Source organism: Janthinobacterium sp. UMAB-56, from assembly GCF_900095265.1.
Lineage (GTDB): Bacteria > Pseudomonadota > Gammaproteobacteria > Burkholderiales > Burkholderiaceae_D > Janthinobacterium.
The window spans coordinates 265,528-278,364 of the sequence record NZ_LT607651.1; the positions used below are offsets into that span (position 1 = coordinate 265,528).

Below are 12,837 nucleotides of genomic sequence, written 5' to 3' on the forward strand. Positions count from 1 at the left end.
CCGATCAGGACAGGATCGACCTTGACTTCGCTGATCTTGGCGCCACCGGCCAGTACGTCGCTGCGGATCTGCACTTTCTTGATGTCGAAGTTCAAGGACCAGTTTTTGTCCAGCTTGTAGTCAACACCGGCTTGCAGCGAGTAACCCCAGCTATCATGCTCGAGGCGGCCGGCGCCGTTCAGCAATTTCACGTCGGAGATATTCGTGTAGTTGATGCCTGCACCCACGTAAGGGCTGAACTGTTTTTCAGGCATGAAGTGGTATTGCAGCGACAGCGTCGGTGGCAAATGCTTGAACGTGCCGATCTTCGTACCGGACAAGGTGACGTCATGCTTTTGCGGGTATGTCAGGATCAGCTCGGCAGCGATATTCGGGGTGAAGAAGTACGAAATATCGATTTCAGGAATCGTCTTGCTGCTGACGTGAATCAAGTCGGATGCGCCGACGCCACCCACAGGAGCAGATTTGTTGGCCGGATCGAGATGCACGGCGCGCGCACGGACCAGCCATGGGCTTTCCTGTGCCATGGCATTGCCGGCGAATGTGCCGATGGCGGCCAGGACGATTGCTGCTGCAGTTGCGGACGTTTTCATTCTAGTTCCCTCTTTTTGTTGTTAAGTAACGCTGCGAAGTCTAAGAGTGCAGTGCAACAAAAACTTTGATCCACATCAAATAGTGCTAGATGGCATCACCAGAGGGATTTTTTCCTTTGCCCAGGTCAAAAAAAATGCGGCGTTGCAGCGAGAGCATGCACTGCACGCCGCCAGGCAGGCTGGCGGCGAAGCGGCTGCGCAATGCTCACACAAGTTGCCCGCCACGCAATCGCCACTTGTGCCGATGTCAGTCGATTGCCGCCTGCCCGCACAGCATACTAAGCCTACTTCTCACATGAGAATGGTAATGATTATCATTTGCGATATAATGTATAAACTCGCTAGGCGACGACAACAAAGGAATGGGAGACATGGATATATTGAGGGAACTGCGTGAGTCGGGCTTGAAAGTAACCATCCCCCGCTTGCGGATTCTGCAGCTGTTTCAAGAGGGCACGATCAAGCACCTGAGTGCGGACGATGTCTACAAACTCTTGCTGGCCGAAAAGATCGATGTGGGTCTGGCCACCATCTACCGCGTGCTGATGCAGTTTGCCGAAGCGGGCATTTTGTTTCGCCGGCATTTCGAATCGGGCCACGCCGTCTTCGAACTGAATGAAGGCCAGCACCACGACCACCTGGTCTGCACGGGTTGCGGCAAGGTCGATGAATTCGTCGATGAAGGCATCGAACTGCGTCAGAACGAGATCGCCGCCGAGCGGGGCTTCGTGCTGCACGAGCACGCCCTGTCGCTGTACGGCACCTGCGCCGAGTGCACGGCGAAGAAAATTCCGCCGCGCCGGGCCTGAAGGCGCTTGGGGCGCCTGGCGCCACTGCCTTGGGGTAAGATTCGCTCCAGCCTCAGAAAGGATCAGCCATGTACATCGGAGAAATCGCCCGCCTGGCGGGCACCTCGCCCAAGGCCTTGCGCCACTATGAAGCGCTGGGCTTGCTGGGCGACGTGCGCCGCTCCGGCGCCTACCGCGTCTACACGCAGCAAGACCTGGCGCAAGTCAAACTCATACGCCAGGCGCAGGCGCTGGGCTTCCGCCTGGCCGAACTGCTGCCCGTCCTGGCCGGCGATGATACCGACTGGGCAGCCCTGTCGCAGCACATCGCCACCAAGCGCGCGCAGGTGCAGCTGGATATCGCCCGCCTGCGCCAGCTCGACGCGCAACTGGCTGACATCGACACGGAAATTCTCGACTGCCTGGCGCGCCAGCACCTGCAAGCGGCCGCCTGAACCTGTCGCCTCACGCCGCACTTGACTCTGCCACTAGGGGCAGGCTTTAGCATGCAAGCTCTTCTTTAACGGACAGCCCGCATCATGAGCAAGACGATACCCAAGCGCATTTTAATTCTTCTCGGCCACCCGTCGAGCGACAGCTTTTGCGCCGCCCTGGCCGAGACTTATGCCGCTGCGGCCCGCAGCGCAGGCCACGCCGTGCGTGAGCTGCGCCTCGGCCAGCTGGACTTCGATCCCATCCTGCACGAAGGCTACCGCCAAGTGCAGCCACTGGAAGCGGACTTGCTGGCGGCCCAGGAAGCCATCCGCTGGGCCGAACACCTGGTGTTTGCCTACCCCATCTGGTGGGGCGGCGCGCCGGCCCTGCTGAAGGGCTTTGTCGACCGCGTCTTCCTGCCCGGCTACGCCTTCAAGTACCGCCCCGGCAAGGCTTTCCCCGCGCAACTGCTGAAGGGCCGCGCGGCGCAGCTGCTGGTCACGATGGACACGCCACCGTGGTATTTCCGCTGGGTCTACCACATGCCCGGCATCCACCAGCTGCGCAAGACGACCCTGGAATTTTGCGGCATCAAGCCCGTCAGGGTGGCCAGCTTCGGCCCCATCTTGCATTCCACCGTAGCGCAGCGCGCGCGCTGGCTGGCGCAGGCAGAGGCGCTGGCCCGACGCCTGTGAGCCCGGCAACAGCTTGCCATGCAGCCATCTTGCATACGGTTTTGACAAGCAGGTAATCAAGCCGTCATATTCAAAGGCTACCATGATGATATTGCCTGTTTGTCAGTCGCCTTGCCGTGGCGACAACAAGGGTCCGATCGTCATGTAAAGGTAGCCGCTGTGGAGTTCAACGCTTCTCGATTGCATCTTCCCCGTTATCGCACGTCCGTGGCGTTCGATCTGTGCATCCCCACGGAATCAGTGCAGGCCGACGCCAGCAATTTTGCCGTGCTGGAACTGTTCACGGAACGGCGCGACATGATGAGCCTGCCCGTCACGGAGCAGCAGAAACCCATCGGCTTGATCAGCCGCAACATCTTCATGTCGCAGATGTCCAAGCCCTTTTATCACGAGGTGTACGGCAAGAAGAGTTGCATCGCCTTCATGGACAAGGAACCGCTGATCGTCGATGGCGCCACGAGTATCGAAGACCTCACTTTTCGCGCCGTCGAAGCGGGCGAAAAGGCCCTGGCCGACGGCTTCATCATCACTGACGATGGCGCCCTGGCCGGCGTGGGCTTCGGCTTGCAACTGATGAACGTGGTAGCGACCATGCAGGCGGAAAAAAACCGCCAGATCATGCACAGCATCGATTACGCCAGCGTGATCCAGCGCGCGCTGCTGCGCACCTGCGATGCGGAATTGCGCGCCACCCTGCCCGACGCCCACCTGGAATGGCAGCCGCGCGACGTGGTTGGCGGCGATTTTTACTTCTTCGAGCGCCACGCAGGCGGCTGGTTCGCCGCCATCGCCGACTGCACCGGCCATGGCGTGCCGGGCGCCTTCATGACCCTGATCGCCTCGTCGGCCCTGAGCCAGGCCCTGCGCGAGCTGGGGCCACACGATCCAGCCGCCCTGATCGGCGCCGTCAGCCGCGCCATCAAGACCTTGCTTGGCCAGGACGGCGCCGGCGAGGCCACCGGCCACGCCGGCTCGAACGACGGCATGGATTGCGCCTTCCTGTGCTATGACACGGCCAGCGCCAGCCTGTGTTTCGCGGGGGCGAAACTGGCGCTGCACGTGGTCGCACCGGGCGACGATAGCGTGCGCGCCATCGACGGTGCGCGCATGGGCGTCGGTTATGTGGACACACCGGCCGACTATTGCTGGCACAACGAGACGCTGGCCATACCCGCCGGCAGCCTGCTGTTCCTCACCACCGACGGCTTGCTCGACCAGATCGGCGGCGCGCGCGACATCGCCTACGGCAAGCGGCGCATGCGCGAGCAGTTGCTGGCGCAGCGCGACGCATCCGCCGGCGACGTGGCGGCGGCACTGCTGCAGGACAGCGCCGCATGGCAAGGCAAGCAGCCGCGCCGCGACGACCTGACCTTTTTCTGTTTCCGCCTGTAGTCGGGCGCCATCGAGCCACCTTATCAACCAGAAACCGGGTCACCGGCTAGCCAGGAGCACGGACGTGCTGTACGAAGAATTCAACGAGTTTTGGGATGTGGCGCGCAAGCGCAACATCATTTTTTTTTACGTGGGCTATTTCTCGCAGCACGTGGTCAACGCCATTTCCGAAACCATCAAGGCGCGCCTCGATACGGCCGGCGCGGCCGGGCCCACGCGGCGGCGCATCTTTTCCTCGTTCATCGAGATGTCGCAAAACATCATGCATTATTCCGCCGACAGCCTGACGCCCGATGCGCAGCTGGACCAGCAGATGCGGCGCGGCTCGTTTTGCATCGGCACGCGCGGCGACAGCTTTTTTCTCCTGTGCGCCAACCCCGTCTCGACGGACAACGTGGCGCAGATCCGCGCCCGCCTGGAGCCGCTGCACACAATGACGATGGAAGAGATCCGCCTGGCATATAAAAGGGCCCTGCGCGAGGAGGCACCGGCCGACAGCAAAGGCGCGGGCCTGGGTTTTCTCACCATGGCGCGCGACGCCAGCGAGCCGCTGGAATTCGAATTCGTCCAGGACCCTCAGGAGCCGGGCCACACCATCTTCTGCATCAAAGCCATCATTTGAAAGAGCCGACTCAGGAAAGCATATGCAATTACCGTCACCACTGTTCATCGCCGCGACCCCGAGCTCGCCCGAAATCGACTTCCGTTTCGAGCAGCACACCCTGTCGATCAAGGGCGAGTCGTATCCGGAAAACGCGGCCGCCTTCTATGGCCCGCTGATCGCCGCCGTGCGCGCCTACCTGGATGGCTGCCGCGAAAGCACCATCACCGTCAACGTCTCGCTGGCCTACTTCAACAGCTCCAGCACGAAGATGCTGTTTACCCTGTTCGACGCGCTGAACCAGGCGGCCGTGGAGGGCAATCAGGTGCGCCTGAACTGGTATCACGACGAAGACGACGACACCATCCTGGAGTTCGGCCAGGAGCTGCAGCAGGACTTTACGGCGCTGGACTTCCACGATCATCCCGTGCAGGGCAACTAGGCCATGCGTGCCGCCATCTCCGAGGCAGGACTGGAACCCGACCTGTTCACCGTGGAAGCGGCGGCGCTGGCCGCCGCGCGCCGCATGCACGCCGATATTCACGCCAGCGGCGAGGCGCAGCGCCGCGTGCTCGGTGAACTGATCAATCACTACGAGCGGCTGATGCGCGAGACGCGGCGCCTGATTGGCCGCAGCGACCGCGCCGAGCGCGACATGCATTTGCTGAACCGTCAGTTGCAAACCCTGGCCGGCCAGCTCGAATACCGCGCCACGCACGACCCGTTGACGGGCGCCCTGAACCGCGGCGCCGTGATCGACCACGCCTCGCGCTGCCTGGCACAGGGCGACATGGCCCTGATCGTGCTCGATATCGACTTGTTCAAGCAGGTCAACGACGACTTCGGCCACCCGGCCGGCGACGGCGTGATCCAGGCCGTGGTGGACTGCCTGAAAGGACTGCTGGGACAGGAGACGGCCATCGGCCGGGTCGGCGGCGAAGAGTTTTCCGTGGTCTGGCCCACCTCCTCGCGCGACGACGCGGCAACAGTGGCGCAGCGCATCTGCGACAGCGTCGGCCGCCAGCGCCACGCGGCGCCCATCACGCGCGCCATCACCGTCAGCGTGGGCCTGAGCTGGAACCGCGCCGGCACGGCCTTCGAAACGGCCTACAGCCATGCGGACCAGGCCCTGTATCAGGCCAAGCGCGAAGGCCGCAACTGCGTGCGCCAGTGGCTGGAAAGTTGATTCAGCTCAGCGAATCAGCGCAGCTGTTCGCGCGCCATGCTCCCATCGCGGCGCATGGCCGTCGCCGCCCGCTGCATGGCCGCCGCCTGCACCTCGGGCATTTGCCTGTTGCAGGCGAGGTAAGTCTGCACCCGGTTGAAGGTCAGCAGCGGCACCACCTTGCCCTCCCACTCCTTGCCGACAAACGGCTTGCTGCCCACCGCCTGGCCCACGGCCCACAGATCGATGCGCCCGAGCAGCAGCTTTTGCGGGTTGAGCCACTCTTGCGTCACGGGCGCCACGCTCAAGCCGCGCTGGCGCAGATAGTCGTCGCGCGCGTCGCCCAGCACCGTGCCGATCACCAGGCCGCGCGCATCGGCCAGCGTGTGCAGGGCCAGGTGCCGCTCGGCCAGACCGTAGAGTATCCATTCCGCTTCGTTGAGGGGTCCGATCCAGCGAAATTGCGCTTCGCGCTCTTGCGTGCGGCTGGTGGAAAAGATGCAGGTATCACGCTCGCGCAGCGCCTGCGCGTATGCGCGCTTCCACGGCAGCAATTCGATACTGTAGGAAAGACCGGCGCGTGCCATGATCTCGCGCACCTTGAGCGTTTCACGCCCGACCACGACATTGCCTTCCATCATGCTCGACGGCGGCAAATGCTCACCGACGATACGCACGTCTGCCGCTGAGGCCAGCGCCGGCGTCAGCAGCGCCGCTGCCAGCATCCGTGCCATGCTTGCTTGTTTCATGCTTGCTTTCTTCTGCTACAGGGGATTCAGGCCGATGTTACCATCGGCTCACCCTGGCATCGTCGGCATATGCGCAATTCAAGCCACTATTTTTCGCAGCGTGGCAACAAGCCAACGCCGCAAGAGCGGCATATCTGAGGGCGAGGCTGGGGGAAAAGTAACTGGCGGAAAACAGTAGGAGTCGAACCTACGGGAGAACGGCTGACGCCCTCCACCGGGTTTGAAGCCCGGCCACATCACCGGATGAGTGTGCTTTCCGCGGTGCCTGAGCTAGCTGTTGGGCAAGGCTGGGGTATAGGACCACAACGCCTGCGGGCGTAAAAGATGCCCATTGCCAACACGGCGAGTATAACCGACGCGATCAAAAAATTCCAAGACCTGGATCGCCCGCTTGCGGCCCAGGCCGCTGGCGTCGCGGAAAGTGGCCGCTCCCACGGCGCCAGTACCGGCAGGCAAGGCTGCATCCTCTTCTGCCCCTTGCGCCAGTTCCCGCACCAGTTGCGCCAGCTCGGCCAGCGCCGCCTGGTGATAAAACAGGTCGTGCACGACCTGGCTGATCTGCCCTGCCTTGGCAAGTTTGCGTAGAAGCCTACGCGTTTCGTCCTCGGCCAGGCCGAAGTCGCGCGCCAGGTCGCGCGTCCACGGCGGATCGGAACGCCCCTGCTCCAACGCTGCAAGCAAGGGCGCTGCCATCGATTGCTCCTGCGGCGTCAATTCCACGCTATGCGTCGGCAAGTGCAGACTGGCGCCGCGCGCCAGCACCCTGCCCTGCGCCAACAAGCCTTCGAGCAGATGGCTCCACAAGGCGTCTTCCATCTCCGCATCGACGATGCGCTTCAGGCGCCACAGTTCCGGCCCCGCTTCGTCGGGCGCGCGCGCGTGGAACACTTCCAATGCCGCCAACACACGCTGTGCCAGTGCCGCCTGGGCCGCTGGCGCCAGCAGCAGGGCATCACCACCGCGCAGGGCGATGCGCTGCGTGTCGGGCGGCAACGCCAGGGCGTCTGCCGGCAACAGCGACAGGCGCACCAGCAGCGACTCGCGCAAACCCAGCGGGCTTTGCGCCAGCAGGGCCGCATAGTCGCCCTGCGCGACAAATGCGGCCAGGGCATCGAGCCAGGCCAGCCTGGCCGGGCTGCGGCGTTTGCGCGCGGGGCCGAACGGATCGAGCACCATGCCGCCACCCACCGTCTGCGTGGCTTGCGCATTGCGCACGACGAAGCGGTCGCCAGGCACCCCGTGCATGGGTGCGTCGAACACCAGTTGCACCCTGCCCGTCTGCCCCGGCCCTAGTGTTACACCCTCGAGCAAGACGGCGCGCGCCAACTGGTGCGCCGCGCCCAGGTGTACGTGCAGCGGCGACCAGGCTTGCAACTGCACGCCGGCGTCGGGCAGCAGGGTCAGTTCCACGTCGAGGCGTTCGGAACACTGCGCCAGCGCCGGCGCGACGATCCAGTTGCCCCGTTCGATGCGCTCGCGGTCGATGCCGGCCAGGTTCAGCGCCAGGCGCTGGCCCGCCATGCCCGTGGCGGCCGCGCGGTTCTGCGCATGGATGCTGCGCACGCGCGCTGGCGCGCCGCCGGGCGCCAGCTGCAGCATGTCACCCACCTGCACGCGTCCCGCCAGCGCCGTGCCGGTGACGATGGTGCCCTGCCCCGACAAGGTGAACACGCGATCCACGCCCAGGCGGAACAAGCGCCGCTCATCGCGCTGCGGCAGGCTGTGCGCCACGTGCGTCAGATGCGCCAGCAAGGCGGCAACGCCGGCATCGTTGTCACGGCTGGCGGCAGTGGGGAAAATCGGGCTGCCCGCCAGGGGCGTGCAGGCCAGCAGCGCAGCGATGTCAAGCTCCACCTGCGCCACGCGGGCGCTATCTGCGCGGTCGATCTTGGTCAGCGCGACGGCGCCCCGGGTCACGCCCAGCAACTGCAAAATGGCCAGGTGCTCGTGCGTCTGCGGCATGATGCCGTCATCGGCCGCCACCACCAGCAGGGCAAAGTCGATGCCCGTCACGCCGGACGCCATGGTGCGGATGAATTTTTCGTGGCCCGGCACGTCGATTACACCGAGCACCGTGCCGTCCGCCAGCGGCAGGTAGGCATAACCGAGTTCGATCGAGATGCCGCGCGCCTGCTCTTCCTTGAGGCGGTCCGTGTGCACGCCCGTCAGCGCGCGCGTGAGCGTCGTCTTGCCATGGTCGATATGGCCTGCGGTACCGACGATCATGCGGACAACTCGGCGAGCTGCGCGATGAAAGCCGGCGCGTGCGCCGCTTCAAGGCAGCGCAAATCGAGCCACAGGGTATCTTGCCCGATACGCCCGATCACGGGGCACGGCAAGGCGCGCAGACGCTGTTCCAGCACGCCCAGGGGATTGCTCAGGCGCGTACCTGGCGCGCTGCGGACGCCCAAGCCAAAGCTGGGCAACTGATCGACGGGCAAGGCCCCGCTGCCAATCTGGCTTTTCATCGCTTCGGCGCTGACCACATAGGCGGCGCCCAGCGCAGCTTGCAGCAGCGGCAGCAGGGTTTCGGCCTGCGCGCGCATGGCGCAAGCAGGACGCGTCAACAGGCGCAAGGTGGTCAAACGTTCGGCCAGCATGTCCGGCGCGCGATACAGTTGCAATACCGGGGCCAACGCGGCTAGCGTGAGTTTGCCCACGCGCAGCGCGCGTTTAAGGGGATTGCGCTTGATCTTCGCGATCAGGTCGGCGCGTCCGACGATGACGCCGCACTGTGGGCCGCCCAGCAATTTATCACCGCTGAAGGTCACCAGGTCGGCGCCCGCTGCTATGGTTTCGCGCACCGTCGTTTCATGTGGCAAGCCATACTGCGCCAGGTCGACCAGGGTGCCGCTGCCCAGGTCCACGGCCGTCGGCACGCCGTGCTTTGCCGCCAGCGGCACCAGTTCATCGAGTTCCACGCTTTTCGTGAAACCGGTAATGGCGTAATTGCTGCAATGGACCTTCATCAGCAAGGCCGTGTGTTCATTCACGCCGTTCGCATAATCGGCCAGGTGCGTGCGGTTGGTGCTGCCCACTTCGCGCAGCACGGCGCCGGCGCGCGTCATCACGTCGGGGATGCGGAAGGCGCCGCCGATTTCCACCAGTTCGCCGCGCGAGACAATCACCTCTTTATTCTGCGCCAGGGTATTGAGCATCAGCAGCACGGCGGCCGCATTGTTGTTGACGATGGTGGCCGCCTCGGCCCCCGTCAGTTCGCGCAGCAGTGCCTCGACGAGGTCGTCGCGGTCGCCCCGCTTGCCCGTTTCCAGGTCGAATTCCAGGTTCATCGGCCATTGCAGCGCTGCCACCACGGCTTGCACGGCAGCGTCGGGCAGCAAGGCGCGGCCCAAATTCGTATGCAGCACGGTGCCCGTCAGGTTGAACACGGCGCGCAGCTGCGAGTGCGATTGGCCCTGCAGGCGTTCAGCCATGTGCGCCACGATGGCAGCAAGTGAGGCGCCCTCTTCGCACACGGCGCCGGCCAGCATGGCGGTACGCAGTTCGGCCAGCACGGCGCGCGCGCAAGCCAGGGTTTGCACGCGGCCGTAGTGCGCAATCAGCGCGAGGCAAGCCGCGTCGCCCAGGATGCGGTCTACCGATGGCAGGCGCACGGTTTGCCCCGTCGTCATGCTTGCTGGCCCTCGCTGCCTTCGCTCCTCCCCATCCACAGCAGCGGGTTGCCGCTGGCGCGCTGGTAGCCCGCCTCACCTACCAGCAGGTCGAGCATCAGGCTGGCCAGGTCGTCGGCCAGGGGTTCGACGTTGTAATCGTGTTCCTGGTTGAAGACCTTGCGATAGCTGTGGCAGTCGTCGCAGGTTTCCGCACGCGCCACCTTCTTCGGATCATTCGCCTTGTTGGGCAATTTATCGTCCTTCGCCGTGACGGGGTCGAACGGCTTTGCATCGGCCGCATCCAGGCCCTGGTAGGCGATCTTGCCATTCTGTTCGCAGGTCGAGCACTTCACGCGCACCATATGCCATTCGCTTTCGCAAATACCGCAGTGCAGGTAGCGATAACCCTGCGACTGCCCGCCGATGCGGATCACGCTGGCGACAGGGTGCGAACCGCAGACGGGGCACAGGGTGCCCGTTTCCAGGTCCGGCACGCGCGCGGCGCGCAGTTCGCTGGCCGACACCGACCACAGGATTTGCAGCGCGGCGGCGACAAACGGCGCATGCATGGGATTGAGGTTGTCGCCGTTTTCATCGAGCACGGCATCGGCGCAGGCGTCCAAGTCTGGCGCGTCGAGCGCGCGCAGCTGGGCCAGCACCTGGGTCAGGCCACCGGACAATGCCGGCTGGCTGGCCGCCGTGGCGGCCAGTTCATCGAGCAGGCTGGCAAAGATGTCGCGCAAGACGGGCGGACGGGCACCGTTGACGGGCAGCACGGGCATGCGGTGCTGCATCGCGCGGCGCAGCGCATCAGGGTCGGCGGCAGGCACGGCGCCGGGCGCCAGCTTGCCCACCACGGCGGCCTGCGCGTCGGCCAGCGCGGCCATCAGCACCAGGTAGCCCTGCATGCCCGCGTCGACGGGAATGCCCTTGATCTTGCCTTGCGCCAGCTCGCGCAAGCGCAAGGCGCGCGCCTTGAACAGGCTGTCAGGCTGCGGCAGCAGCAGGCGCGGAATCGCGTTATGGTCCAGGCCTTCGATTTCGCCTGGCTGAAGAATGCGTTGTACCAATGGAGTTTTCCCATCAAAAAAGGCCGAGCGTAGCCGGCCAGCCCATCCGGCGGATGCGGCTGTGTTTCGAAAGTATTTTAATCGATAAAAAGAAAGGGGTCAGTCCTGGGACTGACCCCGGGTAATGCCGGTGGCATCAATATCAAGAACTTAGTCTTTTGTATTGCGCATCACCGCCTCAAACCACTTCGGATGGTGCTTGCGCGCCCAACCATAGGTGACGGTGCCGCGCACCATGGCGCCGATCGAACCCTTGACCCAGATCGCCGCGTAGATGTGCACGATGATGGCGCAGATGATGGCGAAGGCGCATCCGGCATGCAGCAAGGCGGCAAAACGTACCACGTCGATCGGGAAATAGAACGCGAAATAGGCGCGCCAGATCACGATGCCCGACAACAGCAAGCCAATCATGCAAGCGAGCAGCACGAAGAACAGGATCTTCTGGCCGGCATTGTATTTGCCGATCTTCGGCAGCTTTTCCTCGCGGTTGTTGAGCACGTCGTCCATCTGTTTCAGCCACTGCTTGTCGCCGTCCTCGAACTTGTTGTGGTGCCAGAAGCGCAGCACCAGGATCGCGAACGAGACAAACATCACCAGGCCGGCAAATGGATGCAAAATGCGCGTCCATTGGCCGCCGCCGAACAGGTTCGCCAGCCACGCCATCGAGGGATGGAACATGGCCAGGCCGGACAGGGCCAGCATGACGAAGGTGATGGCCGTGACCCAGTGATTCGTGCGCTCGTTGGTATCGTAGCGCTGGATCAGCGGCTTGCCATCCTTGTCGCGCAGCTTGCCATCATGCAGATCATTGTGGCTCATGGTTTTCCTCCCGGATGCGCCTGGCCTCTTCCAGCGCTTCGTGCTCTTCGTCATGGCTCACTTCGTTCGGACCGACCCGCGTGTAATGGAAGAAGCCTGCCAGCGCCGTGGCGGCCATGCCGGCCACCGCCAGCGGCTTGGACCAGCCCTTCCAGAAGCCCACCATCGGGCTGATGCGCGGGCGCTCCGGCAAGTTCGAATACAGCTTCGGCTTGTCGGCATGGTGCAGCACGTACATCACGTGCGTGCCGCCCACGCCCAGCGGATCGTACAGGCCGGCGTTCTCGAAACCGCGCGACTTCAGGTCGACGATGCGCTCTTCCGCATGCAGCTTCATGTCTTCCTTGGTGCCGAAGACGATGGCGCCCGTCGGGCATGTTTTCACGCAGGCCGGTTCCTGGCCCACGGCCACGCGGTCCGAACAGAGCGTGCACTTGTAGGCACGGTCGTCCTTTTTCGAAATGCGGGGCACGTCGAAAGGACAGCCGGCCACGCAATAGCCGCAGCCGATGCAGTTTTCCTGGTGGAAATCCACGATGCCATTCGTATACTGCACGATGGCGCCCGGCGCCGGACAGGCTTTCAGACAGCCCGGGTCCTCGCAGTGCATGCAGCCATCCTTGCGGATCAGCCACTCGAGGTTACCGTCGTTGTTTTCGTGTTCGGCAAAACGCATCACCGTCCACGATTGCGGCGTCAGGTCCGTCGGATTGTCATAGGTGCCATGGTTTTCGCCGACCTCGTCACGCAAGTCGTTCCATTCCATGCACGCCGTCTGGCAAGCCTTGCAGCCGATGCATTTCGACACATCGATCAGCTTGGCCACGGTGCCCGTCACCGGGCTGCGCGCTTGCGGCGGCGTCACCGTGGTTGCCGACAGGCGCCGGATATCTAAGGATTGCAGTGCCATTAT

At 63.8% G+C, this 12,837-nt stretch carries 14 protein-coding genes and 1 tRNA gene; 7 read left to right on the plus strand and 8 right to left on the minus strand.

The genetic code is table 11. From position 1 onward, the window contains the following. Positions 1–593 (minus strand): OmpW family protein (locus tag K0F85_RS01190; protein WP_219114490.1); only part of this gene is annotated, 593 nt, incomplete at its 3' end. A 371-nt stretch (positions 594–964) separates the two neighbouring features. Between K0F85_RS01190 and fur the strand changes: the two genes are divergently transcribed. The 7 genes from fur to K0F85_RS01225 all read left to right on the plus strand — a co-directional run bounded on the left by fur (position 965) and on the right by K0F85_RS01225 (position 5,690). Then, positions 965–1,402 (plus strand): ferric iron uptake transcriptional regulator, encoded by a 438-nt coding sequence (gene fur, locus K0F85_RS01195; RefSeq protein WP_152258217.1) that lies wholly within the window; start codon positions 965–967, stop codon positions 1,400–1,402. Between the two features lie 68 nt (positions 1,403–1,470). Beyond that, positions 1,471–1,836, plus strand: coding sequence for a MerR family transcriptional regulator (locus K0F85_RS01200; RefSeq protein WP_219114181.1), 366 nt, complete (start codon positions 1,471–1,473; stop codon positions 1,834–1,836). Positions 1,837–1,920: 84 nt separating this feature from the next. Further along, positions 1,921–2,511, plus strand: a complete 591-nt coding sequence (locus K0F85_RS01205) for an NAD(P)H-dependent oxidoreductase (protein WP_219114182.1) — start codon at positions 1,921–1,923, stop codon at positions 2,509–2,511. A gap of 180 nt (positions 2,512–2,691) precedes the next feature. Continuing rightward, positions 2,692–3,903 (plus strand): SpoIIE family protein phosphatase, encoded by a 1,212-nt coding sequence (locus K0F85_RS01210; protein ID WP_257572448.1) that lies wholly within the window; start codon positions 2,692–2,694, stop codon positions 3,901–3,903. 64 nt (positions 3,904–3,967) lie between these two features. After that, positions 3,968–4,525: a SiaB family protein kinase gene (locus K0F85_RS01215; protein WP_219114184.1), complete on the plus strand. Its 558-nt coding sequence runs from the start codon at positions 3,968–3,970 to the stop codon at positions 4,523–4,525. 22 nt (positions 4,526–4,547) lie between these two features. Next, entirely contained in the window at positions 4,548–4,946 is a 399-nt protein-coding gene (locus tag K0F85_RS01220; protein ID WP_219114185.1) for a DUF1987 domain-containing protein, read from the plus strand. A gap of 3 nt (positions 4,947–4,949) precedes the next feature. Then, positions 4,950–5,690 (plus strand): GGDEF domain-containing protein, encoded by a 741-nt coding sequence (locus K0F85_RS01225; RefSeq protein ID WP_219114186.1) that lies wholly within the window; start codon positions 4,950–4,952, stop codon positions 5,688–5,690. A gap of 14 nt (positions 5,691–5,704) precedes the next feature. Here the strand turns inward: K0F85_RS01225 and K0F85_RS01230 are convergent, their stop codons facing one another. The 7 genes from K0F85_RS01230 to fdxH all read right to left on the minus strand — a co-directional run bounded on the left by K0F85_RS01230 (position 5,705) and on the right by fdxH (position 12,834). Then, positions 5,705–6,418 carry an ABC transporter substrate-binding protein gene (locus K0F85_RS01230; RefSeq protein ID WP_219114187.1) on the minus strand — a complete coding sequence of 238 codons (714 nt, stop codon included), beginning with the start codon at positions 6,416–6,418 and terminating at the stop codon, positions 5,705–5,707. Between the two features lie 162 nt (positions 6,419–6,580). Further along, positions 6,581–6,676 (minus strand) — tRNA-Sec (locus tag K0F85_RS01235). Between the two features lie 12 nt (positions 6,677–6,688). Then, complete coding sequence (selB, locus tag K0F85_RS01240) at positions 6,689–8,644, minus strand: selenocysteine-specific translation elongation factor (protein ID WP_219114188.1); 1,956 nt, start codon at positions 8,642–8,644, stop codon at positions 6,689–6,691. Beyond that, complete coding sequence (gene selA / locus K0F85_RS01245) at positions 8,641–10,050, minus strand: L-seryl-tRNA(Sec) selenium transferase (RefSeq protein WP_219114189.1); 1,410 nt, start codon at positions 10,048–10,050, stop codon at positions 8,641–8,643. Before selA ends, selB begins: the two co-directional genes overlap by 4 nt. Then, entirely contained in the window at positions 10,047–11,102 is a 1,056-nt protein-coding gene (fdhE, locus tag K0F85_RS01250) for a formate dehydrogenase accessory protein FdhE (protein WP_219114190.1), read from the minus strand. Before fdhE ends, selA begins: the two co-directional genes overlap by 4 nt. A gap of 150 nt (positions 11,103–11,252) precedes the next feature. Then, on the minus strand, positions 11,253–11,924 hold the full coding sequence (locus tag K0F85_RS01255) for a formate dehydrogenase subunit gamma (RefSeq protein ID WP_219114191.1): 672 nt from the start codon (positions 11,922–11,924) through the stop codon (positions 11,253–11,255). Beyond that, complete coding sequence (gene fdxH, locus K0F85_RS01260; protein WP_219114192.1) at positions 11,911–12,834, minus strand: formate dehydrogenase subunit beta; 924 nt, start codon at positions 12,832–12,834, stop codon at positions 11,911–11,913. The genes K0F85_RS01255 and fdxH overlap by 14 nt, the downstream gene beginning before the upstream one ends. Positions 12,835–12,837: the final 3 nt, after the last annotated feature.